The organism is Oscillatoria sp. FACHB-1407, assembly GCF_014697545.1.
Classification (GTDB): domain Bacteria; phylum Cyanobacteriota; class Cyanobacteriia; order Elainellales; family Elainellaceae; genus FACHB-1407.
This window is the reverse complement of sequence record NZ_JACJSA010000016.1, coordinates 1-26,733: the sequence shown is the minus strand read 5'-3', so window position 1 is coordinate 26,733 and position 26,733 is coordinate 1. Positions and strand designations below refer to the sequence as shown.

The 26,733-nt window shown below is 49.6% G+C and carries 31 protein-coding genes and 1 tRNA gene; 12 read left to right on the top strand and 20 right to left on the bottom strand.

Features of this window, described 5'->3' with window-relative positions; genetic code table 11:
- The first annotated feature begins 2 nt into the window (after window positions 1-2).
- Together H6G89_RS22940 and H6G89_RS22935 are read left to right on the top strand one after the other, a co-directional pair.
- Window positions 3-380, top strand: a complete 378-nt coding sequence (locus H6G89_RS22940; protein WP_190510765.1) for a VOC family protein — start codon at window positions 3-5, stop codon at window positions 378-380.
- Window positions 381-436: 56 nt separating this feature from the next.
- A complete protein-coding gene (locus H6G89_RS22935) occupies window positions 437-988 on the top strand; it encodes a DUF1499 domain-containing protein (protein WP_242060085.1) in 552 nt (183 codons plus the stop codon).
- A 194-nt stretch (window positions 989-1,182) separates the two neighbouring features.
- Here the strand turns inward: H6G89_RS22935 and H6G89_RS22930 are convergent, their stop codons facing one another.
- Together H6G89_RS22930 and H6G89_RS22925 are read right to left on the bottom strand one after the other, a co-directional pair.
- On the bottom strand, window positions 1,183-1,788 hold the full coding sequence (locus H6G89_RS22930) for a hypothetical protein (RefSeq protein WP_190510763.1): 606 nt from the start codon (window positions 1,786-1,788) through the stop codon (window positions 1,183-1,185).
- Between the two features lie 153 nt (window positions 1,789-1,941).
- Window positions 1,942-2,427, bottom strand: coding sequence for an allophycocyanin subunit alpha-B (locus tag H6G89_RS22925; protein WP_190510761.1), 486 nt, complete (start codon window positions 2,425-2,427; stop codon window positions 1,942-1,944).
- Between the two features lie 230 nt (window positions 2,428-2,657).
- Between H6G89_RS22925 and H6G89_RS22920 the strand changes: the two genes are divergently transcribed.
- The gene (locus H6G89_RS22920) at window positions 2,658-2,936 is read left to right on the top strand and encodes a hypothetical protein (protein ID WP_190510759.1); all 279 of its coding nucleotides are present in this window, start codon (window positions 2,658-2,660) and stop codon (window positions 2,934-2,936) included.
- Between the two features lie 82 nt (window positions 2,937-3,018).
- Here the strand turns inward: H6G89_RS22920 and H6G89_RS22915 are convergent, their stop codons facing one another.
- On the bottom strand, window positions 3,019-3,801 hold the full coding sequence (locus H6G89_RS22915) for an RNA polymerase sigma factor SigF (protein WP_190510758.1): 783 nt from the start codon (window positions 3,799-3,801) through the stop codon (window positions 3,019-3,021).
- 92 nt (window positions 3,802-3,893) lie between these two features.
- A complete protein-coding gene (locus H6G89_RS22910) occupies window positions 3,894-4,049 on the bottom strand; it encodes a hypothetical protein (RefSeq protein WP_190510756.1) in 156 nt (51 codons plus the stop codon).
- 336 nt (window positions 4,050-4,385) lie between these two features.
- On the opposite strand from H6G89_RS22910, the gene H6G89_RS22905 reads away from it, so the two are divergent.
- Entirely contained in the window at window positions 4,386-4,640 is a 255-nt protein-coding gene (locus tag H6G89_RS22905) for a hypothetical protein (protein WP_190510754.1), read from the top strand.
- 94 nt (window positions 4,641-4,734) lie between these two features.
- Window positions 4,735-6,441: a DUF3747 domain-containing protein gene (locus tag H6G89_RS22900; RefSeq protein ID WP_190510752.1), complete on the top strand. Its 1,707-nt coding sequence runs from the start codon at window positions 4,735-4,737 to the stop codon at window positions 6,439-6,441.
- 115 nt (window positions 6,442-6,556) lie between these two features.
- Here H6G89_RS22900 and H6G89_RS22895 read toward each other — a convergent pair whose 3' ends face one another.
- Window positions 6,557-7,276, bottom strand: a complete 720-nt coding sequence (locus H6G89_RS22895) for a tetratricopeptide repeat protein (protein WP_190510749.1) — start codon at window positions 7,274-7,276, stop codon at window positions 6,557-6,559.
- A 56-nt stretch (window positions 7,277-7,332) separates the two neighbouring features.
- On the opposite strand from H6G89_RS22895, the gene H6G89_RS22890 reads away from it, so the two are divergent.
- From H6G89_RS22890 to H6G89_RS22880, 3 genes are read left to right on the top strand one after another with little or no spacing between them, the layout of a single operon-like run.
- Window positions 7,333-7,518 carry a hypothetical protein gene (locus tag H6G89_RS22890; RefSeq protein WP_190510747.1) on the top strand — a complete coding sequence of 62 codons (186 nt, stop codon included), beginning with the start codon at window positions 7,333-7,335 and terminating at the stop codon, window positions 7,516-7,518.
- 48 nt (window positions 7,519-7,566) lie between these two features.
- Window positions 7,567-8,559, top strand: coding sequence for a glycosyltransferase family 2 protein (locus tag H6G89_RS22885; protein ID WP_190510744.1), 993 nt, complete (start codon window positions 7,567-7,569; stop codon window positions 8,557-8,559).
- 37 nt (window positions 8,560-8,596) lie between these two features.
- Window positions 8,597-10,312, top strand: a complete 1,716-nt coding sequence (locus H6G89_RS22880; protein WP_242060084.1) for a glycosyltransferase family 39 protein — start codon at window positions 8,597-8,599, stop codon at window positions 10,310-10,312.
- Between the two features lie 171 nt (window positions 10,313-10,483).
- On the opposite strand, the gene lpxD is transcribed toward H6G89_RS22880, so the two are convergent.
- The 9 genes from lpxD to H6G89_RS22835 all read right to left on the bottom strand — a co-directional run bounded on the left by lpxD (window position 10,484) and on the right by H6G89_RS22835 (window position 18,103).
- On the bottom strand, window positions 10,484-11,560 hold the full coding sequence (lpxD, locus tag H6G89_RS22875; RefSeq protein WP_190510743.1) for a UDP-3-O-(3-hydroxymyristoyl)glucosamine N-acyltransferase: 1,077 nt from the start codon (window positions 11,558-11,560) through the stop codon (window positions 10,484-10,486).
- A 123-nt stretch (window positions 11,561-11,683) separates the two neighbouring features.
- Window positions 11,684-13,105 carry a 23S rRNA (uracil(1939)-C(5))-methyltransferase RlmD gene (gene rlmD, locus H6G89_RS22870; RefSeq protein ID WP_199336889.1) on the bottom strand — a complete coding sequence of 474 codons (1,422 nt, stop codon included), beginning with the start codon at window positions 13,103-13,105 and terminating at the stop codon, window positions 11,684-11,686.
- Between the two features lie 32 nt (window positions 13,106-13,137).
- Window positions 13,138-14,115: a calcium-binding protein gene (locus tag H6G89_RS22865; RefSeq protein WP_190510740.1), complete on the bottom strand. Its 978-nt coding sequence runs from the start codon at window positions 14,113-14,115 to the stop codon at window positions 13,138-13,140.
- Between the two features lie 336 nt (window positions 14,116-14,451).
- Window positions 14,452-15,135 (bottom strand): antibiotic biosynthesis monooxygenase, encoded by a 684-nt coding sequence (locus H6G89_RS22860; protein ID WP_190510738.1) that lies wholly within the window; start codon window positions 15,133-15,135, stop codon window positions 14,452-14,454.
- Between the two features lie 55 nt (window positions 15,136-15,190).
- Window positions 15,191-15,736, bottom strand: coding sequence for a hypothetical protein (locus tag H6G89_RS22855; RefSeq protein ID WP_190510736.1), 546 nt, complete (start codon window positions 15,734-15,736; stop codon window positions 15,191-15,193).
- Window positions 15,737-15,749: 13 nt separating this feature from the next.
- Window positions 15,750-16,349: a hypothetical protein gene (locus tag H6G89_RS22850; protein ID WP_190510734.1), complete on the bottom strand. Its 600-nt coding sequence runs from the start codon at window positions 16,347-16,349 to the stop codon at window positions 15,750-15,752.
- Window positions 16,350-16,448: 99 nt separating this feature from the next.
- Window positions 16,449-16,519 (bottom strand) — tRNA-Gly (locus tag H6G89_RS22845).
- Window positions 16,520-16,614: 95 nt separating this feature from the next.
- Complete coding sequence (locus H6G89_RS22840) at window positions 16,615-17,973, bottom strand: gluconeogenesis factor YvcK family protein (protein WP_190510733.1); 1,359 nt, start codon at window positions 17,971-17,973, stop codon at window positions 16,615-16,617.
- Window positions 17,912-18,103 carry a hypothetical protein gene (locus tag H6G89_RS22835; RefSeq protein ID WP_190510731.1) on the bottom strand — a complete coding sequence of 64 codons (192 nt, stop codon included), beginning with the start codon at window positions 18,101-18,103 and terminating at the stop codon, window positions 17,912-17,914. The genes H6G89_RS22840 and H6G89_RS22835 overlap by 62 nt, the downstream gene beginning before the upstream one ends.
- Before the next feature lie 529 nt (window positions 18,104-18,632).
- Between H6G89_RS22835 and H6G89_RS22830 the strand changes: the two genes are divergently transcribed.
- On the top strand, window positions 18,633-19,415 hold the full coding sequence (locus H6G89_RS22830; protein WP_190510728.1) for an ABC transporter ATP-binding protein: 783 nt from the start codon (window positions 18,633-18,635) through the stop codon (window positions 19,413-19,415).
- A 54-nt stretch (window positions 19,416-19,469) separates the two neighbouring features.
- Window positions 19,470-20,741, top strand: a complete 1,272-nt coding sequence (locus H6G89_RS22825) for an MlaD family protein (protein ID WP_190510726.1) — start codon at window positions 19,470-19,472, stop codon at window positions 20,739-20,741.
- A gap of 6 nt (window positions 20,742-20,747) precedes the next feature.
- Here H6G89_RS22825 and purQ read toward each other — a convergent pair whose 3' ends face one another.
- Together purQ and purS are read right to left on the bottom strand one after the other, a co-directional pair.
- A complete protein-coding gene (gene purQ, locus H6G89_RS22820; RefSeq protein WP_190510724.1) occupies window positions 20,748-21,446 on the bottom strand; it encodes a phosphoribosylformylglycinamidine synthase subunit PurQ in 699 nt (232 codons plus the stop codon).
- Window positions 21,447-21,528: 82 nt separating this feature from the next.
- A complete protein-coding gene (gene purS, locus H6G89_RS22815) occupies window positions 21,529-21,798 on the bottom strand; it encodes a phosphoribosylformylglycinamidine synthase subunit PurS (RefSeq protein ID WP_190510722.1) in 270 nt (89 codons plus the stop codon).
- A 171-nt stretch (window positions 21,799-21,969) separates the two neighbouring features.
- On the opposite strand from purS, the gene H6G89_RS22810 reads away from it, so the two are divergent.
- A complete protein-coding gene (locus H6G89_RS22810) occupies window positions 21,970-22,371 on the top strand; it encodes a Fur family transcriptional regulator (protein WP_190510720.1) in 402 nt (133 codons plus the stop codon).
- Here H6G89_RS22810 and H6G89_RS22805 read toward each other — a convergent pair.
- The 3 genes from H6G89_RS22805 to H6G89_RS22795 form a co-directional block, all read right to left on the bottom strand.
- Entirely contained in the window at window positions 22,368-23,183 is an 816-nt protein-coding gene (locus H6G89_RS22805; protein ID WP_190510718.1) for a methyltransferase domain-containing protein, read from the bottom strand. The two genes, H6G89_RS22810 and H6G89_RS22805, sit on opposite strands and share 4 nt — an antisense overlap.
- A 41-nt stretch (window positions 23,184-23,224) precedes the next feature.
- Entirely contained in the window at window positions 23,225-24,379 is a 1,155-nt protein-coding gene (locus H6G89_RS22800; protein ID WP_309230084.1) for a bifunctional sterol desaturase/short chain dehydrogenase, read from the bottom strand.
- 237 nt (window positions 24,380-24,616) lie between these two features.
- The gene (locus H6G89_RS22795; RefSeq protein ID WP_190510714.1) at window positions 24,617-24,760 is read right to left on the bottom strand and encodes a hypothetical protein; all 144 of its coding nucleotides are present in this window, start codon (window positions 24,758-24,760) and stop codon (window positions 24,617-24,619) included.
- 24 nt (window positions 24,761-24,784) lie between these two features.
- On the opposite strand from H6G89_RS22795, the gene H6G89_RS22790 reads away from it, so the two are divergent.
- Complete coding sequence (locus H6G89_RS22790) at window positions 24,785-25,669, top strand: SDR family oxidoreductase (RefSeq protein ID WP_190510712.1); 885 nt, start codon at window positions 24,785-24,787, stop codon at window positions 25,667-25,669.
- An 8-nt stretch (window positions 25,670-25,677) separates the two neighbouring features.
- Here H6G89_RS22790 and H6G89_RS22785 read toward each other — a convergent pair whose 3' ends face one another.
- Entirely contained in the window at window positions 25,678-26,463 is a 786-nt protein-coding gene (locus tag H6G89_RS22785; protein WP_190510710.1) for a TIGR00297 family protein, read from the bottom strand.
- Window positions 26,464-26,733 lie beyond the last annotated feature (270 nt).

Genomic DNA, 26,733 nt, shown 5'->3' with positions numbered 1-26,733 from the left:
TCGTGGTTCAATCGTTTCACTATTCTCGTGTCTTTGTTGCTCTTGCGGATGTAGACGGACGACTGGCTCAGTTCTATCGGCAAGTACTCCATTGTGAGCCGACTTTTTCCATCCCACAGGTTTACAGCGAGTTTGAACTGCCGGGACTACGGTTAGGCATCTTTCAACCAAAAGCGAGTCAGCAACCGGAATTTGCCGCAGCTTCTAGTGGCAGCATGAGTCTTTGCATCGAAGTGGAAAACTTGCAGGAGGCGATCGCCCACTTGACTCACCTCGGCCATCCTCCACCGGGAGCCATCATGCACACCTCCCATGGAGACGAAATTTATGCTTATGATCCGGCAGGCAACCGCCTCATTTTGCATCAGAGCAAAGGATAATAAATAGGGCTGATATAAGCCTAATCCCCCCTTATATCTCGATTTGGAGGCGATACATGGTTAGACCCACTCTCGTTTACCTGCTCACCGGAGTGTTAATGGTGTTCTGCTGGTTCACCACCATTACCCCTGTGGCAGCAGAACCGCTTTCAACCGTTGCGATCGCCACATCATCTTCAGGAGGCTCCACTTTGTTTTCGTTTTCAGGAAAGCGACCCACCAATTTAGGGGTCAAAGACGGCAAGTTAGCGGCTTGCCCTGCATCTCCCAACTGCGTCAATAGTCAATTAGAGGCAAGCGATCAAGAACACGCGATCGCCCCCCTCACTTATCAGTCTGAACCCACAAAGGCGATGGCAACTCTCAAGTCCGTAATTGAATCGATGCCGCGCACCAAAATCATTTCTGAAACTGATGACTATCTGTACGCCGAGTTCACGAGCGCATTGATGGGGTTTGTAGATGACGTTGAGTTTTACCTCAGCCCTGTTGATGGTGTCATTCACGTTCGTTCAGCATCCCGTTTAGGGCAATCTGATTTAGGAGTAAATCGCAACCGCATTGAGGACATCCGGAACCAGTTCTCCGCTTTAGAAGCAAAAGCTTGATGCGAATCGCAGCCATTCCCGCGCTAAGAAATGCTGTGATAAGAATCACAAAGTATATTGATTTCGATCGCGATCGCTCCTGAGTAGCCAATCCATACTAAAAGAGACTCAACTCTAGCCGAGTCATCAACAGGGAACACACGACTTGCCGACAGCATCCGCATGGAATCTGTCGGTTTTTTGTTGAGAAGTCGCTACCGCATCGCCCCCATCATCGTTTTCCAGGACAACTCTCGACAGAGAATCTCCAGCGCACGGCGATCGCTCTCTCCAAATAACGAGCTATCCGCCAGTTCTTTAAGCACCTGTTGGGTTAGCTGAGCCGCGAAACTCCCACCAAATTGCAGCAAATGACTGTAATAAGAGAATTGGGGGCGATCGCTTGAATTCAGATGAAACTGATAAATTTCATCGGGGGTCATGCGAAACACCTTCGTGTTAACTGGAACTACAATCCGGGGAATACCATGCACGCCGTAGGTTCGATCAGGTTCCTGCTTTAAGCAGCCAATCAGTACAACCCCCAGTAATGTCCGTGTCTCATTAATCAAATCTGGCGCAAACAAAGGGTCAGGGTCACTTGATAACCGGGGACCATTGCTCAAGAACATCGGGTTAAAAAGCTGCGAGTTATACACCAGACCCACTGCCCAATGCCTGACATCCGGTTCTTCGAGTTTGACAAACGTACCGAAACCATAATCATCTGCTTGAGGGGGGTGCTCAACCTCCATCGTGTCGTCCAGTTGCACAACGTAGTCACAATGGGAATTTGATTTGACGACTTTGCCTAAACGCATAGGAGAAGGGGGTCCAGAGAAAAAATTTACAAAAATTCCTCATTGGGTGTAAGAAATCGACTCGAATCGAGCCAGACACCTTACTCCCAATGAGGATTTCGACTTATTCAATTAAACACATTTTTTAAGCCCAAGGGAAAAGCAAGCCGACTATTAAGACATAGCTTGAATGATGAAATCAAAATAGGGTGCCGCCGTTGCAGCATCTTCATCACTTAGCAAGCCCAGAGATGCTTTCTTTAGACAGCGGATGGATTCAACCATGCCCGGAACAGGCACACCCAGGGAGTTATACATCTCACGGACACCAATCAAACCGATCTTTTCAATCGGTTCGATGTCTCCTGCCAAAACCCCATAGGTAATTAGGCGCAGATACCAACCATAGTCTCTCAAGCAGAGAGCACGCTGGCGATCGCCGTAGGCATTGCCACCCGGAGCAATAAAGTCAGGACGCTTTTGCCAGAGTTGTTTGCTGGCTTCTTGAACAATTTTCTTTTCGTTTTCAGCAAGAGTCGAGGCGATTCGCATCCGCTGATTCCCAGTTTTAAAGAACTCTTTAATGGAGTTGAGTTCGCCATTGCTAGGATAGCGTAGCTCATCATCGGCATTGAGAATGACTTGGCTAATTACACTCATAATATGGCGGTGATTTCAGAGCGATGATTCGATATCGCTTGTATTTTAACGACTGGGGGGGACGGAAAGAAAGGGATTTGAGATGACGAGTTCTGTAAATGAAGTTTTCCAAGGGGTCATGAGCAAATCCTGATTTACGTGGGAACACTCAATTTATGAGATATAACTCAAGCCTATCTGCTTGAAATCTCTCTAAAACTACCCTTAGGATGCCTTTCGTCCGTACAACCATGTTAAAAATCGAACCAAAGTCAGTTGCCTACCACGGCTGGGTTATCACAATCGTAATGAGCAACGACGAATTTAGTTTTGAGTGCTATCCCCCTACGTTTCCTGACTTCTGTAACGATGGTTTAGCGTATTCAACACTAGATGACGTGTTGCTCGCTGCTTATCAATTTGTCGATCGTGAAATCGCCATTTTAGCCTTGATGGGGATCGTTAAAGAGTGGGTTGAGAATGGCAATATCAGTGAAGAAGAATACTGGCAGCTGACTAGTTTTGATTAAGTAGTCGCTTAATTGCAACTTGCAAATGGGCAGCCTACACCCTGATTGAGAGAACACGAACAAGCCATCAACATGGATGGACTTAGGGTTCTGTGGGTGAAGCCTGGGGTTGGAGCATGGCAATCATCTGGTGGATGCCTCGTTGAATGCGGCGAGTAACCGTCATGGGACTCACACCAATTTTCTCGGCGACCTCTTTGCGCGAAAGATTGCCGTAATAAACGTATTCAATCGCTGCGCGAGTGGTTTCCTCTAACTGGCTCAGTGCCCGTTGCACCTGTTGTCGATCTTCTTCCCAGAGTTGCAACGTTTGATAATGTGGGTCAGGCAAGGTATCGCCCAGAGTGACGGAAGAATCCATTTGTTGATTAATCGTGGCGTCCAGGCTCAATAGAGAGCGGTTTTGGGTTGCCAATCGAATTTCCTGCCACTCTGCGTTGGAAATCTCCAACCGCTCAGCAACCTCGTGATCTCTAGGCTGACGACCCAATGTTTTAGACAGCTCTTCACGGATTTTTTGCCCCTGGCGGTTCAGGTCTTGCCAGCGACGAGGGACTCGGATAGAGCAACTGCGATCGCGCAAGAAGTGCATGATTTCTCCGCGAATATAGGGCACAGCAAAGGAACTGAAAGCACAACCATGATTGGGGTCAAACCGTTCGATCGCACGAATCAAACCTAAATAACCAATCTGTTCCAAATCCTCATACGCCTCTGTCGATTGACAGCTCATGCGATAAGCAATCTTGCGAACCAAGCCTGCGTTAAGCCGGACTAACTTGTTACGAACTTCGACGGAGGGATTTTGGTGATAAGCGATTAAAAGCTCAATCCCGTGGGAGCGTGGGGAGGATTGGATAGCCATCAGAAAGACACCTTTCATTGAGAATGTGTCTATTCTCCTGAGAGATTCTGCTTATACAAATCGTTGATCTACGGGATTATTCATAAGGGCTTCTAGTGGACTTCCGCAGAAACACGGATTCCCTCAATTCCTGGAGCAGTAGAGGCAAGCGACAGATTATTAATCGGCAGAATTATTGTGGGTCGTTCTGTAGCGGCAACTGCATTCGTGAAGAGGGTTGTAATGCTGGAGTAGGCAAGGACAAGCACTTACGCAGACACCGCTTCCGTAGCTGGCGATGAAACGGCTGTTACACACCATCTCAGAGGTTTTGCGACTGGTCGCGCGTTTAATGGCTGTCTCGAAACCTAACTTTACACTTCTTTACATTTTAAGAAATAGATCAGTTTCAAAGATGACCCGTTTTGTTGGCTTTATTTTCTGAGTGATTTAAATCACGGATTTTTGGGGAAGCTGTCACACCTCAGTGATAGTGTGTATCACGCGATCGCCCCAAAAAAGTCACACATCCTGGCATACATCAATCACGACTTGCCTCAGTAAAAAACCTGATATTGAAGAGGTACGAGTCAGGAGTGTTTTCCGTGAAAACTACCGTCACTAGAGCTAAAACTAACCAACAGCCCATTCGTGAAATTGTTCCTATTTACTGGCGACGACTGATTGAAGTCGGAGTTCCCATCGACGTGGCTCATATTTTGGCATTTGCGATCGCTCGTTATGATATTGCAAAACGCTTACCAGACGCTGCCCAACGAGTGCTCATTAGCCAATACAGTCGATTTTTGTGCCGAGCAGAATTGTGGCGAGCAAAATTGCTGCTCCCTGTGGCGCATTAAGGGGTGGCACATTAAGGAATTTAGGAGGCTCAAACTGTAGCTATATTCGTCATAGTACTCTAGCACTATACTCAGAGTCTATTAGGAAATATCCATGAAAAAGTGCACCCCTTTATTGCTGCTGCCAGCCATATTAGCAGCAAGTGTTTTGCCTCCTGCGCTTAGTCAGCAATCTACCCCTCAGTCTACCCCCGTTGGTCAATCTTCTAACAGATTAATCGCTCAGTCCACGGACATTGCTTCCGCGGCTCAACAGTTTGTCGATCTGCTGACTGGTAACGATTTTGAAACGGCCTTGCAGAGCTACAGCCCGGCTGTCCGTGAAACTCTCACTTCAGCCAGCCTCCAACAAAACTGGGAAGACATTACCAATGCTAATGGAGCGTTTCGGCAACAGGTTCGTACCCGTGTGACGCCATTAAATGCATCATCTAACACCTCGATTGCAGTGGTTACAGCCGAGTTTGAAAATGGCACCTACGATATCATCCTGCAATTTGATGGCAGTGGCATTGTCAGCCTTGACTCAGCTCCCAATGTTCCCCAGATCGCAGGGTTTGATGTAGCAGCACGACCCACCACCCCTGGATTTGGGCAACGTGAAGTAGATCAAAATAAATTTGTCGCCGTTGCGGCTCCGGTGCGCGGCGGTGCAGCTCACCAACTTTTGGTGTTAGAACAAGTCTCTAACGCTCGTGCCTGCTGGAATGAGGCGGGGAACAATCCCGTAACGATTGACCCTCTGCTCGTCAACTTTGACTTCACAGGCATTTGTGGCAGAAGTACAGACAGTAATGGCTATTCCATTCGGGTGAATGGGCAGGACTTAGCCCTGCAATATAGCCTGCGAGTGGTCAACCGCAACAATGAGTTGCTGTTGGTCGGTACACCCCGCAATCGACAAGAGCCTGAGTTAGTGATTGCGCGGGCAAACGGGACAACAACAGGATTTGCCAAGTTGGCTTTGAATCCAGGTTGGCGTTTCACAAAGCGTACCTTTGATAACCGAGTGTTGGGACACGTTTATCTAACGTTTGAGGGCACTTTACCTGCTCCCAATCCAACTCCGAGTCCTACCCCGACCACTCCAAGACCATCACCGACTCCAACTCCTGCCCCCACTCCCACGCCAACGCCAACTCCAGTACCCACTCCCACGCCTTCGCCTGTCACCTTCCGTGACATCACGGGTGATGTGTATGCGAGTGAAATTCAGCAAGCGGTGGGCTTAGGTTTCATTTCCGGCTTCTACGAAGACAACACCTTCCGTCCACAGTCACCATTGACTCGTGAACAACTGGTGTCGATGGTGTTGGATGCGTTGCGTCAAGTACCTAGCACTAATCCAGCGGCTCCAGCGATCGTCATTCCACAACAAGCCAGTGGAAACCCCTATCGAGATGTGTCAGCATCCCGATGGAGTGCAGCGAAGATTCAAGCGGCACGCGATTTGAACCTGGTTAGTGGATATCAGGATGGAACGTTTCGTCCGAGCCAACCCGTGACTCGTGCAGAGTTGATTGCCGTGTTACGGCGTGCAGCGGAGTATGGTCAGACCTTGCAAAGTCGAGGAACTGAGTTACGTCAAACTCAACAGCCTGTCGCTTTCTCGGATATCAACAACCACTGGTCATCTCAGCTCGTCACCCAGTTGTCTGGATATTGCGGTGTGGCATCTCCGGTCAATGAGACGGGGACAACGTTTGCGCCTAATAGCCCAGCATTGCGGAATTATGCGGCAGCAGCAACGTTGAGGGTGTTGAACTGTGTGAGAGGGCAACAGCCGACGGCTTCACGGTAAAGGCTAAAGGATGAAGGATTGACGAAGACAGTGCAAAAAGAAGAGTGAGGAAGAACTGTAAATCTTCTGCTCTTTGCTTCTCTATCCTCTGCTTTTATCCTTTATCCTTCTGCCTTCATCCTTTAAGGAGTGACTCAAGAATGGCTTTGGTTTCCTCAATTTGAGCGGGGCTAAAGCCTGCTTGATTTAGGTGTTCTAGATGGGCAAGGTTTTGGTAGCGGTTGTCTAGATTAATCGTCTCTCGATAGGTTGCCTGGGCGATCGCCGCTTTTCCTTGACCCCATTGTGCGATTGCCAGAGCGACGCGAGGGTGCGGGTTGTCGGGTTCTAACTCGATGGCTTTGAGGGCAGTGGCGATCGCCCAATCGTAGTGTTGGAGACGCTGTAGAGCAAGGCTCAGGTTGTAGTAGGCAATTTCATTGTCGGACTTAACCAGGGCTGCTTTAGCGTGGGTAAAAACGGCTGCAACCGGGTCGTCATTCACCAAATACACAATGCCCAAAGCGTTAAGGGTGGGCACATCGAAGGGCTGTTCTTGCAGGTTGGCTTGGAGGATCTCTGCGGCTTGCCGCCCCTGATTAGCTAAATGCAACGTCCAACCGAGGGTGACGCGACCAGAAAGGTTTTCGGGTTCAAGGTCTACGGATTTTTGCAATGCGGCGATCGCTTCCGGGAATCGTCCCTGTTCTCGTAAGCGCAACCCCTGCAAGCGATAGTCACTGGCAGTTGTGGCTAATCCTAGTTCACTCAACAGCAACACATTTGCCCAGATTAGAGGGCAAATGGTGAAACCGATGACATGAATTTTGGTGGGACAACCTCGCCTTTTTGTCATTGCTGGATGAAATTGATACGCCCTTATTGTAAGGTCTTACGCTAACCCTACTTTGGTTGAATCTGATAGGATATGTCATTCACAGCCTTGCTCTGTGGTTTGATCCAGCAGGCAATGGAGTAAGGACGATTGATCCTGAGTCTCCCAGTTCTGCTGCTATAGCCGTAGCCACATTCGATGGGGCGGAGGCGAGTCAGAAAGCTCTCGCAGAATCAGTATTTGAGCTACTGCCTCTGTCCTAAGCTTTCTGACCAAAGCTATCTTACTCAATGCCATCGGGATGAGAGACTATGGAGCCCTTGTACTCCTTAATTGTGCCAATCTACAACGAAGAAGCGAATATTGCGGAACTGTATCGTCGGGTCAGTGCCGTGATGGAACAACTGGATGGGGACGCTGAGTTGCTGTTTGTGGATGATGGCAGTCGCGATCGCTCTCTTGCCATGATTCAGGCGTTGCGCCAGCAGGACAGTCGTGTGTGCTATCTCAGTTTTGCTCGCAATTTTGGGCATCAAATCGCAGTGACGGCGGGACTCAACTTTGCACGGGGTAAGGCGGTAGTTGTGATGGATGCGGATCTGCAAGATCCGCCTGAACTAATTTTGGACATGGCGGAGCAGTGGCACCAGGGCTATCACGTTGTTTACGCTCAACGCACTCAACGTCGTCAGGAATCCTTGTTAAAACGTGGGTTTGCCTATGTGTTTTATCGGTTGTTAACCCGGCTTGCGGATGTCGATATTCCCACCGATACGGGTGATTTTTGTCTGATGGATCGGCAGGTTGTGAGTGTTCTGAATGCGATGCCGGAACGCAATCGCTATATTCGGGGGTTGCGGGCATGGATTGGCTTTCGTCAAACCGCGATTCGGTTTGAGCGCGACCCTCGGTTTGCCGGGGAGGTCAAATATACCTTCCGGAAATCCCTGTCGTTAGGAATTAACGGCTTAGTGTCGTTCTCCAAGGTTCCTTTGCGGCTCTCAACTTATGTAGGGTTAATTGCAGCGGCGATCGCCCTATTGATGGTCGTTCTTGTCCTGTATTGGCGGTTCTTTGACCCAAACTCCCGCTTAACCGGGTTTGCCACTATTGCCGTTGCCATTTTCTTTTTGGGAGCCGTGCAACTGATCAGTATTGGCATCTTGGGCGAATACATCGGACGCATTTATGAGGAGGTCAAGGGTAGACCGCTCTATACCCTGGCAGAGGTTGCAGGATTTCCAAATATTCAACGTTCGACCCCCAATGGGGCGATCGCTGTTAGACACGACTCAACCTCTTGAGCCGAATTCTCTACACCTGTGATTGAGCGCATTCATTTTGAAGAGTTTTAGGTCAAATTGGAGATCCTCGTCTGCCGGATTGCATCTGACAGGACTGTTACTTTGGACGGCGATCGGGGTTGCGATTCGCTTTACTGGATTGGACACTAAGCCGCCGTGGACTGACGAATTTGCCACCCTAGTTTTTAGCTTGGGGCATAGCTTTGAGACAGTCCCCCTTGATCAGGCAATCTCGCTAGAGACTCTTTTGCAACCGTTGCAACTACGACCACAGGCTACGGTTCAGGATGTTGTCCAGCAGCTTCTAACCGCCGATGTCCATCCCCCCCTGTACTTTGTTCTGGCACATCTGTGGATGCACTGGTTCTCTCCCACCACGGGTTTGGTTTCGATTGCAGTGGCGCGATCGCTGCCAGCATTATTGGGAGTGCTTACCATCCCTGCCATGTTTGGGCTGGGGTATCTGATCGAACGAGGGCAACAACGGCTGTTGCTAAGCCATACTACCGCTGCATTCATGGCAGTGGCTCCCTATGGCGTTTATCTGGCGCAGGAGGCACGGCACTATACCCTGGCAATGTTGTGGGTGATTGCATCTCTCGTCTGTCTGGTGCTAGCTGAACGTTATCTCCGTTCTCATATTCCACCGCCGTTGTGGTTATGTGGTGCGTGGATTGGAGTCAATGGTTTAGGAATGGCTACTCATTATTTTTTTGGGTTGACGCTGGCGGCGATCGCCCTGGCATTCATGGGGTTCGCTCTGCAACAGTACCGTGCCGATCGCAACCCTCTATTGCGATCGCCCTGGCAAAGGCTCTATGCCGTCGCACTTGGAACTGGGGTCACTGCATCCATTTGGGCTCCAATCTGGCTCACGGTGCATCAACGTGACATTACGCAGTGGATTCAGTCGGGCGATCGCTTCCATGTGTTCGCGCTGATCAAGCCACTGTTTCAATGGTTTGGGACATGGCTAACGATGTGGATGCTGTTACCTGTAGAGGCGAGTTGGTTGCCGCTGGCAGTCGTCTCTGTGGTGCTGATGATTGCTTTTTTTTGGGCGGCTATACCCACACTCTGGCGTGGTTTTCAACGGGAGCGATCCCATCCTGATAGAGGCTCTGCAATTCGCATCTTGGGTGGTTTTGTGGTCAGCGCGATCGCCCTATTCTTTGGGATCACCTATGGCTTTGGCAACGATTTAACCCGTGGGGCTCGCTATTCCTTTGTCTACTTTCCGGGAGTAGTTGCATTGTTTGGGGTTGGCATGACTGGATTGTGGCAGACCCCTACTCGTGTCGCTAGAGGCGTGGCGATCGCCATTTTGATCATGGGGCTTGCAGGTGGATTAACCGTTGTGAATAATTTGGGCTATCAAAAATACTATCGTCCCGATCGGTTAGTGCCCCTGATGCAGCAATCACAAGAACCGATTCTGATTGCTACCACTCACAATACGCTGGTGCAAGTGGGGGAAATGATGGGTCTTGGGTGGGAATGGCAACGTCAGAAAAACTCTCCGGACACCGCACCTCAATTTCTCTTAGTCCATCAAGACGAAGCCCGCTGTACCGTTGATTGTCCTGCCACAGCAACGCTCGATCGCACTTTGACAACCATGCCCAGACCCTTTCAATTATGGGCAGTTAACTTTCACGCTCCTGTTAATCCTGAGGGGCAAGCATGTGTGGCGAATGAAAACCACCATCGGTACGTCAATGGCTATGATGCCTATCTTTATCAATGCAATTAAATCTCAACTATCCAATATGAGGGCGTAGCATTCGGCTCATCAGCGATCGGCTTGTCTCAAAATCTTTTTACCGAATGCTGCGCCTCTACACCATTTTCCTTTGCCTTTTATCTCTTATCGTTTGTCTTTTTTTACCAGACCGATAAATCGCGCCTCTCCATTTTTTATCCTTCAGCCTTCATCGTTTATCCTTTCTTCTTTTTCCTTCTTCTCTCCTCCTAACCGTTTTTGAATTTGCCGCAGGGATTGATACATCTCCGGTAAACGGTTGTAGATAGCGGAGCCTTTGAGGAACAACTTGTAGGGCACAGCGGGAATGCCCATAACGATTTCGCCCGGTTGAACACTGCTGTGGATGCCTGCTTTGGCTCCGGCTTGTGCTCCATCGCCGATACGAGCCTGGTTGGAAACGCCGACCTGCCCCCCTAAAATGACTCGGTTGCCCACGACAACCCCTCCAGCAAGACCGACTTGGGCAGCTAGAGCACAGTTCTCGCCAATTTGACAGCCATGAGCCACATGCACCATGTTGTCGAGTTTGGTGTTGCGCCGCACGCGAGTTTCCCCAACGGCAGGGCGATCGACCGCTGAGTGACAACCCACTTCGACTCCGTCCTCCAACACTACATAACCGGACTGCTCAATTTTTTGCCACCCTTCGGGGATGGGGACAAAGCCAAACCCTTCAGCTCCGATCGCCGCTCCACTGTGAATCACACAATCTGCCCCAATGAGCGATCGCTCATGAATCACACAATTGGCATGGAGAACGGTGCGATCGCCAATTTGCACGTCTGGGTAAATCACGACATTGGGGTGAATGCAGACGTCATCGCCAATCGTTACCCCAGGTTGAATTACCACATGCGCCCCGATCGCCACTCGTTGCCCCACTTTCGCTGAGGGATGAATCACCGCTGTTGGATGAATCTCAGGCTGTGGACGAAAGGGTTGGTAAAATAGGGCGATCGCCTTGGCAAACAACAACCGGGGATTGCTGGTGCTGATCCAGGCGATGTTGCGATCGCTCGCCTGCTGATGCCACGCTGCATTCGGTGGCAAAATCAGCGCACTCGCCCCCGTCTGGCTAATGTAGCCCGCGTACTTTTCCCCTTCCACATAGCTGAGCGTTCCTGAAGGAGCCTCGTCGATCGCTGCTACTCCAGTTATCTCAGGATTTTGAGCAGCAGAATGGTTCAATCCCTCGGTAGTTGCCTCTAACGTGGTTACGAGTTCGCTAAATTTCATGGGTTGATTGGCAATGGTCAATAGTCAATGGTCAGGGGTCAATGGTCAATAGTCAATGCCCAAGCCATGGTCGATTGGCAACTGACGATGAACCAGCCATTGATCTGACCTTCCTCGCCCGATTCACATCACCCGATGTAAAAACGCGGCACACTCCACATGAGCCGTTTGGGGAAAGAAATCGGCAGGTTGAACCCGGGTCAACTGATAAGCTCCGGACTGGCAGAGCAGTTTCAGATCACGCGCCAACGTTGAGGGATTGCAACTGACATAAGCAATGCGTCTGGGCTGGAGAGCTAACAAAGCATCGATGACAGCGCGATCGCACCCTTTGCGCGGTGGGTCGATGAGAACTACATCAGGCTGTACGCCGAGTCGGGGCAACACCTCTTCCACAGTTCCCTGTTGGAAAGTGACGTTGGTTAACCCATTCAATGCAGCGTTCAACGCGGCTTGTTCAACGGCTTCCGCTTGCACTTCCACGCCGATCGCCTGCTTGACCTGTCGCGCCAAAGACAGAGTCATAGTGCCAATGCCGCAGTAAGCGTCTACTAGCACCTGATCGGTCTGGAGAACTAATTCTTGAGCGATCGCCTCCAACAAAGCTTCAGCTTGCTCGGTATTGACCTGAAAGAAAGTCTCTGGACGAATGTGAAATAGGATTCCGGCAAACTCTTCTTCGAGGTGGGGTCGTCCGGCAATCAGGCGAGTCTCACTGCCAAAAATGGCGTTGGTGCGATCGGGGTTGAGGTTAACCAGCACCCCCACCAAACCAGGATAGCGATCGAGCCATTCCTGGGCTTGTTCCTCTAAGCCCACTAGTCCCGCATCGGTTGTCACCAGTGTCAGCAACATTTCCCCTGTGCGTCGCCCGATTCGTAACCCTAGATGGCGCAACTTACCCCGATGTTGCTCTTCGTTGTAGATGCTCCAACCACGACGCTGTATATCTTGCTTCACCTCCGTCAACAGAGGATTCAACCGCTCATCTTGGATTGGGCACTGATTCAAATTAATCAGGTGATGGCTCCCTTTTTGGTAGTAGCCTGCCTGCACCTGTCCTGCGTTCGATCGCGCCAGGGGATAGGTCGCCTTGTTGCGATAGTGCAGCGCATCACCAACCGCCAACACTGGATCAACAGGAGGGTTCTCAAAGCCGCCAATGCGCTCTAAGTCTTGAATCACCAGCGATCGCTTTGCCTCCAACTGAAAGGCATAGTCGATATGCTGCCACTGACAGCCACCGCACTTGTCCGCCACGATGCAACTAGGGCGCACTCGATGCGGCGAGGATTCGATTAATTCATGTAATTTGCCATAGCTATAGTTGGGCTTGACCCGCACCAACCGCGCTAAGAGGCGATCGCCCACCACCGTTTCGGGCACAAACACCACCCGCCCTTCCAGACGCCCCACTCCGGCTCCATCGTGGTTCAGGTCAGTAATGGTCAATTCCACCAACTCCCCTTGACGCCAGACATTTGAGGGGATATTGGCTGTGGTAGATGCACGATGCGAGGATGGCGAGTCAAGTTCAGTAGTCATTCTGTGAAATATTGTTTAGTCTCAATCTCGGTTTAGCCCTGATCAAACCCGGAATACACATATCTGAAGTTACCTAACCCCAAATAGGCGTTAACCTCCATATATGGAAAGAGCGCAATGAGATCGCCATTGCTATAAAGCTCCCCGTCTTTGAAGAAGTCTCCCACCGAACCTTCATGATAGCGATATCTAATCTCATACTGAGAGTAACCGTTGAGCAGCAAAATATCTCCATGGAAGCTCGACGCAAAATCTTCAATCACGGCATGCCCCTCTCCCATGTAGAAACACCGTTGACCATCCCCCAGGACAAACGTATCCACTCCGCCTCCCCCAGTTAGGTCATCAATTTCACCATCGCTAAAACCATAGCCTTGCAAAACGTCATTTCCAACCCTTCCATACAAGTCATCAGCACCTCTACCTCCATAGAGCAGGTCATCTCCGTAATCACCTTCTAAATCATCATTACCATCCTCTCCATGCAAGACATCGTTATTCTCTCCTCCTAATAAATCGTCATTCCCTTCTCCCCCATACAAAAGGTCATTGCCGCGATCGCCTTCTAAACCATCATCACCATCTTCACCATGCAAAACATCGTTGCCCTCTCCCCCTAATAGATAGTCATGACCAAGCCATCCAAATAGCTCATCTTCTCCATCTCCGCCTCTCAAGGAATCGTTTCCTGTTCCTCCATCCAGCCAATCATTTCCTCCCCTGCCGCTAATGATGTCATCGCCACCCCAACCCAAAATTCGATTGTTATATCCATTGCCAATTAGTGTCTCGCCCATCTCAGTGCCGTTAATATGAACCGGAGGGTCTACAGGCAGCAAGTCTTGAAACGAAGGAGCAGCAGGCAATAGCACGAAGCCAGTGAGTGGGGGTGGATCAGCAGGAGCTATGGGCAAAATTGGATCAGACGATAGGGTGAGATTTTGCGGCGGAGTGGATGCTGGGGTCGTAGAATGATTGGCTTGCGCAAAACTCCAGGTTTTGAATGTCATGGCTATCCTCCAAATCAACGAGCTTCGGGCTTCTTTGGAAGGGGATACCAACTCATACCGATTTAATGTTTGATTGTGGCAGATCACTGGGTAGGGGCGTTTCGCGAAACGCCCTTACGGAATCATGTGCAGCGAAGCCAATTCAAATTGGTATCAGTATTTATGGCAGATGCAGGATGGGTTAAGCGGGATGACCCATCACTCTTGGCGATCGCGGCTCACACAAAACTCACCTCTATAAGAGGGATTGCGATCGCAATCACATTCGGTATGAAATGCTTCCTCGCCCGAAGGAATTTAAGGAACTATCGGAAGCCAAGACCAAAAATACGCATATCAATTCATCACTTCGACTTCCAACTCAGTTGGCACAGGTTGAAGCATGGGCAAAGGTTCTGTTGCGCTGGCTTCTAAGACAGGAAGAGCATCATTTTCTAGCTCTGGTTCAGCTTGAGGGGGTGGATAGAGCCAATTTGCAAACAATCGCGTTACCTGGGGCATCAGACCATAGGTCATCGTGGGAACAGCGATCGCCGTCACAACCATTACCCGCAATACCAACGGCAACGACACGAGCCAATCTTGCAGCAGGGTAGAAATGACCGTGATCAAAGGGAACACCGCCAACCAGGTGACTAATGCCATCTTGTGACGCGGAGGTGGCGTAATAGCAGGCTTCCCCGGCAGCGTGAACCACGTCTCTAACCCCGTTAACACCTGAATCTGCGGTGGAGCTTCCGTCAACGGTTCCGCTTGAGCAAACCAATGTTGCCGCTCCTCGGAGGCTTCCCATCGGCGCAGATGACTGAGTTGATCAAACTTGAAGATCACCCGATACTCCGGGTCATCTCCACTCACCGGGCGAAAGATATTGCTGCCCAAATAACCCGGAAACTGGCTACAGGCTGCAATGACTCCTGTTAAAAAAGCTTCAAACTCCGCTTCACATCCCGGTTTGACCCGACGAGAAATGACGACGGTAACGGAGGAATCTGGATTACGCTGAGTTTCTTCAGACATAGTCGAAGCCTGACACGAGATGATGAATCCAATCGTAAGGCGATCGCGCTAACGCTTACGGTAACTTCCCTACAATTTGATTCAGCAGATTCAAAATTTGGTTGATATCGCCCTGCATGGTTTGGATATCTCGCTCGATCGCCTCTAATCGCTGTGTCGTAGAATCTTGAGTTTTAGAGGATTTAGCAGAACTCGTTGTAGACCCTCTTTTAGAACTTTTTGCAGTTTCCTTTGTAGAACTTTTCTCAGTTGGCTCATTCAGCTTAGAAACCAAAGCTCCCCAACCGTTCGCTGTGACTCCAAAATGGGCTTTAGCTGCCTTAAAGTCCTTCTGAAATTGTTGTTTGAGCCGTTCGACTGTATAAGGCTCGAATGCAGCGATCGAGGCTTGTTGGTCTAGATCTTCTTCAACCATCTCAACCACTTCATCAATCAGGCGATCGTGGTTTTGGGCGATTTGAGCGGCGGCTCCCAAAATCCGAGAGGTTGCCTTGATCTGGACATCATTTTCTTGCCTCAATTGATTGGCAATGCCCCGGATGCGATCGCCCAAGGTCTGCTTTTGAGCCGTGGGAATGGTTGGAATCGGTTCGTCACTCATGCTGTGTCATTCCCTATTCTGCAAGGATGTCTTTCACGGCTTGCCAGATCCGCTTGAGCTTTTGCAATAGCCCCAGGGGGTTACCCTCTGAGGTGTCTTCAACAGAATCAACCAGGTTTTGAATGCGATCCATGCGATCAGCTAGGGATTCCAAATTACTAATCGCTTCATCCTTCCTTTCTAAGGAATCCCTGAGCAGGAGTGCCATCTCTCCAATCTCCTGTTTGAGCCGCTCATTTTCCCGTTTGCGGCGCGTCTCCCAACTCTTGATTCCTGCCTTCGATCGCCGCTCAAACTTAAGCTGAGATTGCGATTCGTTGTAGAGCGTGATGTAATGCTGAGTTTCTACTTGAGCTTGCTCATACTTTACTAGCAGTTCACTGCTCTTGGCTTGCTCTTCGTTGTATAAAACTAAATAAGACTGGGCTTGCGATTGGGCTTCTTCATAGAGCACCAGCGTAGATTTGTATTGCTGCTGCGCCTCATCTCGTTGTGCCCGTAAGGTCATCAAGAGGGCTTTCTGTTCATGAGTCGTGACAGGTTCCGCTTGGTGCGATCGCGGATTGGCGATGGAGTTGTCGTAAGAATCATCATGCCGATCAGCCCGTCTCATTGAGATCTCCCCTAAACCTGAATCATTACCGATCCAGGCTAAAGTTTCGGACTTTGAGGAACTGTGATCTCGATCGCAATAATGTTGAAGTTATGAATAAGCGGGTGAGGGGAATCGAACCCCTATCAATAGCTTGGAAGGCTATAGTTTTACCACTAAACTACACCCGCGAGTGAGAGTCAGTGTTGGCTTGAGTCCAACTTTTTCGACCTTTACTAGGGTAACACGCAAGGGTGCGATCGCCAACAAAATAAAATTTAGATCTTTAATTTCGGCTATACCAGCGGATCAGAATCCGTGCCAGTTGGTCAGAGTTGTGGCGTAGTTGCCCTGTCGTCGGGTTTTCAGACATCACATTAGCCACTACAACACGCCGCCCCAACTGCATCACCGCTTCTCGGTCAAAGTAAACGGGGTGAGAATTTTCTTGGGCATAGCGAATCAACGCCTGAGCCGTAGGCGTCTTCTTTTGCACCAGCACCGCATCAAACAGTTTTAGCCCGCAAGCGGCATCAATCGCCCGAATGTGGTCGGAAACGGTATAACCCTGGGTTTCACCGTGTTGGGTCATGATATTGCAGACGTAGATGCGGGGTACGTCACGCTTAGCGATCGCCGCTGGAATTTCCGGCACCAGCAGGTTTGGAATGACGCTAGTGTAGAGCGACCCCGGTCCAATGATGATATAGTCTGCCTCCTCGATCGCCTGGATCGCTTTGGGTAATGCTGGTGGATCAGAGGGCAAGCAACCGATTTTGACGATTTTGCCGCCCGCCTCGGTAATGTTGGACTCGCCTTCGATGTAACGTCCATCCTCAAGCTCTGCCCACAGGCGCACGTCGCTTAAGGTGGCGGGTAAAACTTGCCCTCGGACTGCCAAGACTTTAGAAATAGCAGCGATCGCCCGTTCTAAATCGCCCGTGACTTCACTCATCACCGTGAGAAACAAGTTGCCAAAGCTATGCCCCGACAAGCCACTGCCTGCTCGAAAGCGATATTGAAACAGTTCTGTCAGTAACTTCTCCTCATCGGCTAGAGCGGCTAAGCAGTTGCGAATGTCACCCGGAGGTAACACCCCAATTTCTCGTCGCAATCGCCCCGATGACCCCCCATCATCTGCCACCGTGACGATCGCCGTAATGTTTGCGCTGTAGTGCTTCAAGCCACGCAAGAGGGTAGATAAGCCCGTTCCCCCTCCCAGGACAACAATTTTGGGACCCCGGTTGAGACGGCGATGCGTCAAGAGGCGATCGACCAGTTCCTCATCCCCTTCGGGCATCAACACTTCAGTGATAGCTCCCAGGCTACGGGTTTGCCCCCAGAAGACAAGCAGTAGTCCCAATCCAACCGCTAAGGGACCACTGATATAGTTGGGAACGATGCGTGTAATCGTTCCTAAAACATCGCCAATGAACTGCCCCAACCGAAAAATGGGAGCCTGGCGTGCCCAGATAGCGATGCCTAAGCCGAGCAACATGACTCCAGTTGCACTGATCAATAACCAGCGTTTTACCAGGAGCCCTGGTGCTAACCACTTATACCAGTGGTTCACACGTTGAGAACTACGATGGCGCGATCCCCGGTTGAGCACCTGTAGTGCTTGTTTGAATAAACCGTTTGACATGGTTAAGCAGGGGCAACAAACGACTTTGGAACGTGGCAAACACCGTAACCTGACACTCATACCAGGCATGAGTCGGAAATACGAGTGTGAAACGAGAGGTAAAACGGAGCACCCGCCCCCAACTTAGCATTCTCGTCCCCTTATATTCCTTAGCAAGTGGAAGTCAATCCGTACTAATTTGGCAAGCTAAGGATATTCCGATGGAGCAAGGCAGCAAAACCCGCACTGGCTTGTCACTGCCACCTGTTGAACCAGGGTTAATCCTTTATCTCACATCTTTCGGTGTAAAACCATTTCTCTCGCTTGACTGGGGTAGTGATGCCTTCGACTCGTTAAGGTACTAGTTAAGGTAGAAGTCTAGCTCTGTGAAGTGCAGCCCTTACGCTACAGAAAAAAGGTTGCCAAACGTTGTTCTTATAGCTGTTTTTTCTCTCGATGAACTGTTTTAACAATTTGATACAGTCAAAGACAATCTTAAATTTGCCAGTCGAATCACGAAGACTCGTTGAATCATGCAACTTTTTTCACCCGATATCGTTATGAACTCTGTAAACTCCCTATATAAAATTGCAATACAGCATTATTAACCAGAGTTCTTCGCTAAATACTTCAATTCCTTCTCCACGCTAGTTTTTCCCAAAGGCTGTTAGTTACGTATTATGGGTGAGCCATTGATTGAGTTAAAAGGGGTTAGTAAGTCATTTGGAACGAATAAGGTTCTAGATGGCGTAGATCTGACAATCTATCGGGGTGAAGCACTGGCGGTGATTGGCCCATCAGGGACAGGTAAATCGACCATTTTGCGGATCATTGCAGGATTACTTGCTCCAGACGAAGGAGAAATTTATATCCAGGGCAAACGGCGACAGGGTCTGGTGGAGGATGGCGAAGACCCTGTTGGCATCGGTATGGTGTTTCAGCAAGCCGCTTTGTTTGACTCATTGACCGTGGATGAGAACGTTGGTTTTTTGCTGTATCAGCACTCTAAGTTGTCATCCAGACGCATTCGTGAGATGGTTGAGCGTAAGTTGGAGATGGTTGGATTACCGGGTATTAGCGATCGCTATCCGGCTCAATTATCGGGGGGGATGCGAAAGCGAGTCAGTTTTGCCCGCGCCATTATGGAGAATCCAGAAAATCCCAACGATAGACCAGAGGTATTACTCTACGATGAACCGACGGCAGGGTTAGACCCGATCGCCTCTACCGTGATTGAGGATTTGATTCGCGAGTTGCAATGTCAACATGGCGGTTGCAGCACCTATGTTATGGTGACTCACCAGGATAGTACAATTCGACGGACGGCAGATCGGATTGTCTTTCTGTATCGAGGCAAAGTGCAATGGCAGGGGTCGGTGAGTGATATTGATACAACAGATCACCCGATTGTGCGCCAATTTTTTAGTGGCAGTGTGGAAGGACCGATTCAAGTGGTAGGCTAAGTTCTCGCCGGGAATGGGTCATTGCTTAAATCAACCAATGTGAGGAAGTAAAGAATGCGATCGCGAACGATTCGAGAGGGTTCGGTTGGTCTGCTCATCCTACTGGGACTCGGTTTATTTGGCTTGATGGTCATCTGGATTCGCGGATTAAATCCAGGAAACCGCAGCTACCGCTTTATTGTGGAGTTTGCCAATGTCGGTGGTATGCGAGCAGGTGCCCCGGTTCGCTATCGGGGGGTCAATGTAGGGAAGATCACCAGCATCATGCCCGGTTCCAATGTGGTTGATGTTGAAATTGAGATTACTCCTGCCAATTTACTGATTCCGCGTGATGCTACGGTTGAGGCAAATCAGGCAGGGTTAATTGGGGAAACGGCTGTTGATATTACCCCGGTCAGTGTTTTGCCCGCTGAGATTGACACCAACCCGCTGGCAGCAGATTGTGCAGGTAGCCCAATTATTTGTGACGGCGATCGCCTGGAAGGGCTAGTAGGGGTCAACTTTAATGAACTCATCAGTGCCACGGTGCGGTTGACCAATCTGGTGACCGATCCAGAGTTTTTTGGTGAAATTCGCACTCTAGCCAGAAACACTTCAGATGCAGCCGCAGGGGTTGCAACCTTGAGCCGCGAAGTGACCCGATTGACTCGAACTGCCGATCGAGAGCTAGCAGCCTTGTCGTCTTCTGCGAGTGCCACGACCCGCTCAGTCGGTTTGGCAGCCGATCGCTTCGGCTTGACAGCTAACGAGATCAACAGCCTATTAGCAGCTAATCGCATTACACTCGTCAGCACGTTAGATAACTTGAATGTCGCCAGTGAGCAACTTCAGGTTCTCTTGTCCCAATTTTCAACAACACTCGATAGCGGTGAGTTTATCGAAAACTTAGAAATTCTCTCAGCTAACGCCGCTCAAGCCTCGACCAATCTCCGAGTATTGTCAGAATCAGTCGGCACCCAAGACAATCTGTTGCTCTTACAACGCACGCTGGACTCAGCGCGTGCCACCTTTGAGAACGCTCAAAAGATCACAGCCGACCTGGATGAACTAACAGGTGATCCAGAATTTCGCCAAAATATTCGAGACTTGGTGGATGGGCTGAGCAGCCTCGTTTCCTCGACACAACAGCTAGAGCAGCAAACGGAATTGGCTCAAATGCTTGCCTCTACAGAGGTCGCTCAAAATGCCCAGTCGGCTGAGCCAGCCACTAACTCAGCCCCAACCTATACCCCTCAAGACCAACTGACTCCGCTCAACCCAAACCGGCGGGTGCGCTTGCAACCCTACACCGTGACAAACTCAATGGAAAGAGAGCCAGAAAGATGATCGCAATTACGCGATCGCCATCACTTTTGACAACAACCCTTGAAACAGAACAAGCCCATCAGTGCAGCCCAACAGTGGATCGGTCGCTCGCTCTGGGTGGGGCATCATGCCTACGACATTGCCCCGGCGATTGCAGATGCCTGCAATGTTGTTGAGGGAGCCATTGGGGTTGCTTTCAGGCGTAACTTGTCCCGTGGGGGTGCAGTAGCGGAAGAGAACCTGCTGATTATCCTCTAGCTCAGCTAACGTGTCTGCATCGGCGTAATAACATCCCTCGCCATGGGCGATCGGCAAGGTGATAACTTGCCCTTGTTGATACGCTTGCGTCCAAGGTAAGTCGGTGCGCTCCACTCGCAGGGAGATGCGATCGCACACAAAACTCAGGTTGCGATTTCGCATGAGTGCCCCCGGCAGCAGCCCAGCTTCGGTTAAGACCTGAAAGCCATTACATACCCCCAAGACCAGCTTGCCCTGATTGGCGTGGTCGATGGTCGCTTGCATGGCAGGCGAAAACCGAGCGATCGCCCCACAGCGCAAATAGTCGCCATAACTAAACCCACCGGGCACAATGATCACGTCTAGATCAGACAGATCGCTCTCCTCGTGCCACACCATCCGCGTCGGTTGCTGCAAAATGTCACGAGTTGCCATCGCCGCATCGCGATCGCAGTTGGATCCAGGAAAAACAATTACACCAAATTTCATACGCTTTGCAATGCCACCTCTCCATTATTCACGACGAACTGGCAACCTGCCCGATCGCTAGCACGGATCGATCATCTTACCTTTATCCTTGAGGGCTTAATGCCTTTAGATCAAAGCGATAATTTTCGATCACCGGATTAGCCAGTAGCTGGTCGCAAATTTTGTCTAGTTGTTCACGAGCCGCCGCTTCATCATTGGCCGTCAAAGTCACCTCAACATATTTGCCAATGCGAACCTGCTGCACGTTGTCGTAACCCATATGTTTCAACCCAGACTGTACGGCTGTACCGGCTGGGTCAAGCACGGAAGGACGAAGCGTCACATAAATCTGGGCATGATAAGTCTGGCTCACAACAATTTCACAACCTTAACAACGTTGAACCATTTTAAGATGGGACTAGACGTTCTGTATCGGTTCCCGCTTATTGAGACGAATTAGGGTTAATCGCAAACACTGGCACAGACCCCTCAAGATTGCACTCCCAATCTGAGACACTCAAGATGTGACGTATCTCCCCTTGCCATGAAAGGTCAACGAACTCGCAGTCAAGAACGAATCTTGAATCTGCTCAAAAATCTGAACCAGGCTGTTTCCGCTCAAGATATCTATGTAGAGCTGCGGAATCAAGGTCAGACCATGGGGTTAGCAACGGTCTATCGGGCTTTGGAATCGCTCAAATTAGAAGGGGCAATTCAAGTGCGGACTCTTGCCAGTGGTGAGTCGCTTTACAGCTCTGTGCAGGAGGACAAACATCACCTCACCTGTCTCCAGTGTCGGGCATCGATTCCCATCGAGGAATGCCCGGTACATGAGTTAGAGGATCAGTTGCACCAGTCCTATCACTTCAAAATCTACTATCACACCCTGGAGTTCTTTGGGCTGTGTACGCAATGTCAGATGGCTCAAACCAGCAGCGAAGTTTAGCTTGCAGGACGATGAGCATCCACTTCTAGCCGCACCATTTGAATGTGAGCCAGTCCATCAGAATCCGGTGGGTTTTCTTGCAGGTAAGCTTCAACAAACTCAGCAATAAAGCGATCGCGACTGTCGTCTGGCACTCGGTGAGTGATTGGCATCCAGGTAGTGCGAATCCAGGCGGCAAATCCGTCCGGTGCGGGATGGGTCATATCTTTGGGCACCAATTCCAGGCGATCGCTCTCCAAACCTGCCTGGGCTAGCCAGTCCTGATAGTCCTCTACCCCATAAAAGAAATAGGGATTGCGAACATCATCGAAATAAGCGTTCCAGGGTTCTCGCGTCACAACCTCACGAAACACGTCCAACACTTGAGCCGCGTTTCCCTGTCCTCCACAGGAGATGATCAGACGACCCCCATCTCGCAGGGCACGACTGACGCCCTTGAGTACCGACAAATGATCGTCTACCCAGTGCAATGTCGCATTGGAGAAAACCAGATCAAATGCCCGATCGAAGGGGAGCGATCGCGCATCCAGACAAGAAAAAGCAAGATTGGGATACTGGGAAGAGGGATAGGTTTGCGTGGCATAGGCGATCATTTCAGGGGAACTGTCGATGCCAGTGACGTTGCCTTGGGGCAGGGCAGTGGCAAAGTCAGCCGTGATTTTGCCGTCCCCACAGCCCATGTCTAGAATCGCTTCATGCCCCTTTAAATCAAGGTGCGACCCCTTGCGGGTATCTCGAAGAGATAGCAACTCTCGTGCCCACTTCAACTGAGCCTCAGAATTTTTAGCATAATCGGCTGGATTCCACTTCATTAAGTGACTCCAATGCAACATCAATAGGTGATGTACAAAACCTATCGAGTAAACAATCTGAAATAAAGCGATTTAAAGAATTCTTTAATCGGAAACGCAATGTAGGTAATGGGATTAATCGTCACAATAATGTCTCGAAAATCTCGTTTGGCTAACGCTACAATCGCCCAAGCCACCCAATTAGGGGACATGACTCCAATCGGGTTGAGATTGCTCTTAAATGGGCCCAAAATTAGCTTACGAATCACACAGGGTGCATCCAATCGACGCAGGGTAATCAAATCTCCGATCGCCCGTTTTGACAACTCATACAAAGGACTAAATGCCGGACTAACTTCCGCTTCTGACGTATTAATCCACAGTTCTTTAATCGCTCGATGTTCTGATTTTTGGACGGTTTCCAGGAACGATTCCGCCAGTTTCCAGGCTGAGATAGCATTCACTTCAAAGGACTTTTGAATGGCTTCTGGAGTGCGATCGCCATGCACATTAATACCATGATTGATGATAAGAATATCAACGGTTCTGAGGCGATCGCTTAACTCTGACTCTGCCCCTAAACGCCAGGTCAACGTCTCAACCGTTCCCGGAATTGTGACATCTGGAGAAGACGTTAGGGCAACAACTCTAGCTCCTTGTTTGGTTAACTCAGCGATTAGCGATCGCCCCATGGAACCAGATGCACCAGTCACTGCAACAACTTTTCCTTTCAATGACAACGCAGTACCCAAGGCTTTATCCACAAATGTAAAATGACCACAAAAATAAGCATTTCCCTGATCAAAGTGGTGTCGCCAATGATAAGTCCGATTCACCGTCCATTGTGAGGGAATTTCGATGAGATCACCAGGCTTATGAGTCAAGTCTGTTTGTAATAATAATTGCTGCGATCGCGCCAGTGCAGTAATTAAAAATCCAAAAGAATAGAGAACTCCAACAACTAAAGCATACTGTTGACTAATCAACGCAACTAAACCCGTGATCCCTGCCATAACCAATGCCTCTGGCACATCATTATAAAGTTGCGCTCGACAATACATCTCTAGGCTCGTCATCGTTAGATCACGACGATAGGCTTTGTGATGCAGATTATGCAAACTTTGTAACGGTTTCCAATAATGTCCTGCCAAATGATAGAGGTCACGAACCAACTCAGCAAGAATAATTGAGAAGATTGCTAACGTAGCTTGGGTCACGAATACATTCAAGTTCATATCTAACGATTTCTTCTAAGTTTCCTGATGTTTGAAACTCTTAATTTAGATTTTGTATTGATAGTTTTTAACGGAGGGTTTTTGAACTTTAATTTGTAATTTTTGCAAGCGGTTTGAAGGCATCAGCCCATAATTTCCTCCCTGTCGTTAGAATTAAAAAACATTCAGCTATTTAGGATGAGAGCGATCGCCATTACATACGTTCAAACCCTGGCCAGGTCATGTGGAGGCGATCGACGGGTGAATCACTGTTAGTGTAACGTAATGTGTCTTTTTGCAAAAGCTTGGCTCTCTTAACAGCGATCGCAATAGACGGTTGTCACTGACCGCGATCGAGTTTCCGTTGATGTGTTCTGTAACCAATATAGAAATGAGGGAAGCATTGCTATGTTTTTAGTCACAGGGGCAACGGGTGGTCTGGGACGGCGAATTGTCCGTGTATTGCGGGAACACGAAAAACCTGTGCGAGCTTTTGTCCGGCTTACGTCTCGCTATGCCGAGTTAGAGCATCGTGGAGCCGACATCTTTATTGGTGATTTGCAGCAAGAACGGGATATTCAAAAAGCGTGCCAGGGGGTGCAATACATCATCAGTGCTCACGGTTCAGCAGAAGCAACCAATGGAGCACAACAACTCGACTATCGCGCCAACATCGACCTGATTGACCAGGCAAAAGCCGCTGGTGTGCAGCATTTCGTATTCATTTCTGTGTTAGGAGCCGATCGCGGTTATGAGGACGCCCCCGTTTTCAAAGCAAAGTGGGCAGTCGAGCAATATTTGCGATCGAGCGGCTTAAACTACACGATTCTACGCCCTTCTGGGTTTGCCTCTAACCTGATTCCTCTGGCAGAGCGGTTTCGTCAAACCGGAATCTATGTGCTCATTGGGGATCCTCAAGCTCGCACCTCGATTGTCAGTACTGATGATTTGGCACGCATTGCTGTCCAATCTGCCACAACAGAAGCCGCCCGCAACCAAATTTTCCCAGTGGGTGGACCTGAGATTTTAGAACGGGGTGATATTCCCAAAATATTCGGACGAATTTTTAATCGAGAGCCGATTTTATTGAATCCGCCCGTGCTTGCTATTGATGGCATTCGGACGGTTTTAGGGCTGTTTAACCCCAACGCTCAGCGGGCATTAGGAACCTTGCGAACCCTGTTAGCCAACGAATTCTTTTGCTCGACCGCTGAGATCGAAACCCTGGAATCGACGTTTGGACTAAAGTTAGAGAGCCTGGAAAGCTATTTGCGCCGTTATGTCGGAGCGTAATATCGAAGCTAGCGAAACAAAACCCATTGCAACCCTAGCGCGATCAAAATAGCGGCGATCGCCCCAATCAAGGTATTCACTACATTGACCAATTCGTTGGTTAACCACTCAAACTTCGATTGCAACGTTGCACCGATGACGCTTTCAATGGTTGTAGCAATAAAAGCTGCCGCCATACAAATTGGGATACCAATCGGACTGATTAAACCGACTACCCAGGCTACCGTGGCGATCGCGGCTGATCCCGCGATGCCTGCCAGAGTCCCCTCCAGGCTAACAGCACCTTCTGTTCCCCGTGGTACAGGCTTTAAGGTTGTGATCAGAAAGGTACGTTTGCCGTATGCCTTGCCAACCTCGCTAGCACAGGTATCAGACAGTTTGGTACTCATACTGGCAACATAGCCCAAGACCAACAGCAACACGAGCCTTTGTAGAACAACTACAGGGCTAAGAGCAAAAGTGTAAACGCCCAGCGCACACAAGGTTGCAATCAACGCAGATCCCCAGACGTTTTCTGGACCACGTGCCCCCGATCGCTTCTCTGCAATGCCTTCTTCTTCTTTTTGTTTCAGCCCAATGCGAGTCACGGCTGATCCCACTAAAAAGTAAAACATCATCACCACGTAGCCACGCCACCCCAGCGTGCCCCAGATAATCACACCCAATGCCCAGGCATGGAGTAGACCCGCTGGCGTCAGGAGCTTTTTAGGCACAAACCAGGCGATCGCTGCCAGCACTGAATTGATGCCAGCACCAATTAACCAGGGAATCAAAACAGCAACAGCAACAGGCATAAGCAAGTGACAAAAAGAATACGTTCATTCTAATCAGGGAATGCGAGAGTAGAGAAGAGCGGTTGAGTGAGTCGATAAGTGGGAGGACACTAAGTACGATTTGAATATAGTTGGAACTTTATGTGAAGACAGGTTTTGCCTTCGCTCTATCTCACCCATACTTTTAATCGGGTATGTCAAATAGATTGTGTCAAGGGTAAAAACTCAAGTTGGAAAGCGATCGCCGAATTCAATCGCGAAGCGATTGAGAGCAGGTTTCCAGTCACGAAT

Bases quoted from the DNA above. Each gene is read 5' to 3' on its own strand.
- H6G89_RS22935 (WP_242060085.1), top strand. From the start codon at position 437: ATGGTTAGACCCACTCTCGTTTACCTGCTCACCGGAGTGTTAATGGTG.
- H6G89_RS22930 (WP_190510763.1), bottom strand. From the start codon at position 1,788: ATGCGTTTAGGCAAAGTCGTCAAATCAAATTCCCATTGTGACTACGTT.
- H6G89_RS22925 (WP_190510761.1), bottom strand. From the start codon at position 2,427: ATGAGTGTAATTAGCCAAGTCATTCTCAATGCCGATGATGAGCTACGC.
- H6G89_RS22920 (WP_190510759.1), top strand. From the start codon at position 2,658: ATGTTAAAAATCGAACCAAAGTCAGTTGCCTACCACGGCTGGGTTATC.
- H6G89_RS22915 (WP_190510758.1), bottom strand. From the start codon at position 3,801: ATGGCTATCCAATCCTCCCCACGCTCCCACGGGATTGAGCTTTTAATC.
- H6G89_RS22900 (WP_190510752.1), top strand. From the start codon at position 4,735: ATGAAAAAGTGCACCCCTTTATTGCTGCTGCCAGCCATATTAGCAGCA.
- H6G89_RS22895 (WP_190510749.1), bottom strand. From the start codon at position 7,276: ATGACAAAAAGGCGAGGTTGTCCCACCAAAATTCATGTCATCGGTTTC.
- H6G89_RS22885 (WP_190510744.1), top strand. From the start codon at position 7,567: ATGGAGCCCTTGTACTCCTTAATTGTGCCAATCTACAACGAAGAAGCG.
- lpxD (WP_190510743.1), bottom strand. From the start codon at position 11,560: ATGAAATTTAGCGAACTCGTAACCACGTTAGAGGCAACTACCGAGGGA.
- rlmD (WP_199336889.1), bottom strand. From the start codon at position 13,105: ATGACTACTGAACTTGACTCGCCATCCTCGCATCGTGCATCTACCACA.
- H6G89_RS22865 (WP_190510740.1), bottom strand. From the start codon at position 14,115: ATGACATTCAAAACCTGGAGTTTTGCGCAAGCCAATCATTCTACGACC.
- H6G89_RS22860 (WP_190510738.1), bottom strand. From the start codon at position 15,135: ATGTCTGAAGAAACTCAGCGTAATCCAGATTCCTCCGTTACCGTCGTC.
- H6G89_RS22855 (WP_190510736.1), bottom strand. From the start codon at position 15,736: ATGAGTGACGAACCGATTCCAACCATTCCCACGGCTCAAAAGCAGACC.
- H6G89_RS22850 (WP_190510734.1), bottom strand. From the start codon at position 16,349: ATGAGACGGGCTGATCGGCATGATGATTCTTACGACAACTCCATCGCC.
- H6G89_RS22840 (WP_190510733.1), bottom strand. From the start codon at position 17,973: ATGTCAAACGGTTTATTCAAACAAGCACTACAGGTGCTCAACCGGGGA.
- H6G89_RS22835 (WP_190510731.1), bottom strand. From the start codon at position 18,103: ATGCTAAGTTGGGGGCGGGTGCTCCGTTTTACCTCTCGTTTCACACTC.
- H6G89_RS22830 (WP_190510728.1), top strand. From the start codon at position 18,633: ATGGGTGAGCCATTGATTGAGTTAAAAGGGGTTAGTAAGTCATTTGGA.
- H6G89_RS22825 (WP_190510726.1), top strand. From the start codon at position 19,470: ATGCGATCGCGAACGATTCGAGAGGGTTCGGTTGGTCTGCTCATCCTA.
- purQ (WP_190510724.1), bottom strand. From the start codon at position 21,446: ATGAAATTTGGTGTAATTGTTTTTCCTGGATCCAACTGCGATCGCGAT.
- H6G89_RS22810 (WP_190510720.1), top strand. From the start codon at position 21,970: ATGAAAGGTCAACGAACTCGCAGTCAAGAACGAATCTTGAATCTGCTC.
- H6G89_RS22805 (WP_190510718.1), bottom strand. From the start codon at position 23,183: ATGAAGTGGAATCCAGCCGATTATGCTAAAAATTCTGAGGCTCAGTTG.
- H6G89_RS22790 (WP_190510712.1), top strand. From the start codon at position 24,785: ATGTTTTTAGTCACAGGGGCAACGGGTGGTCTGGGACGGCGAATTGTC.
- H6G89_RS22785 (WP_190510710.1), bottom strand. From the start codon at position 26,463: ATGCCTGTTGCTGTTGCTGTTTTGATTCCCTGGTTAATTGGTGCTGGC.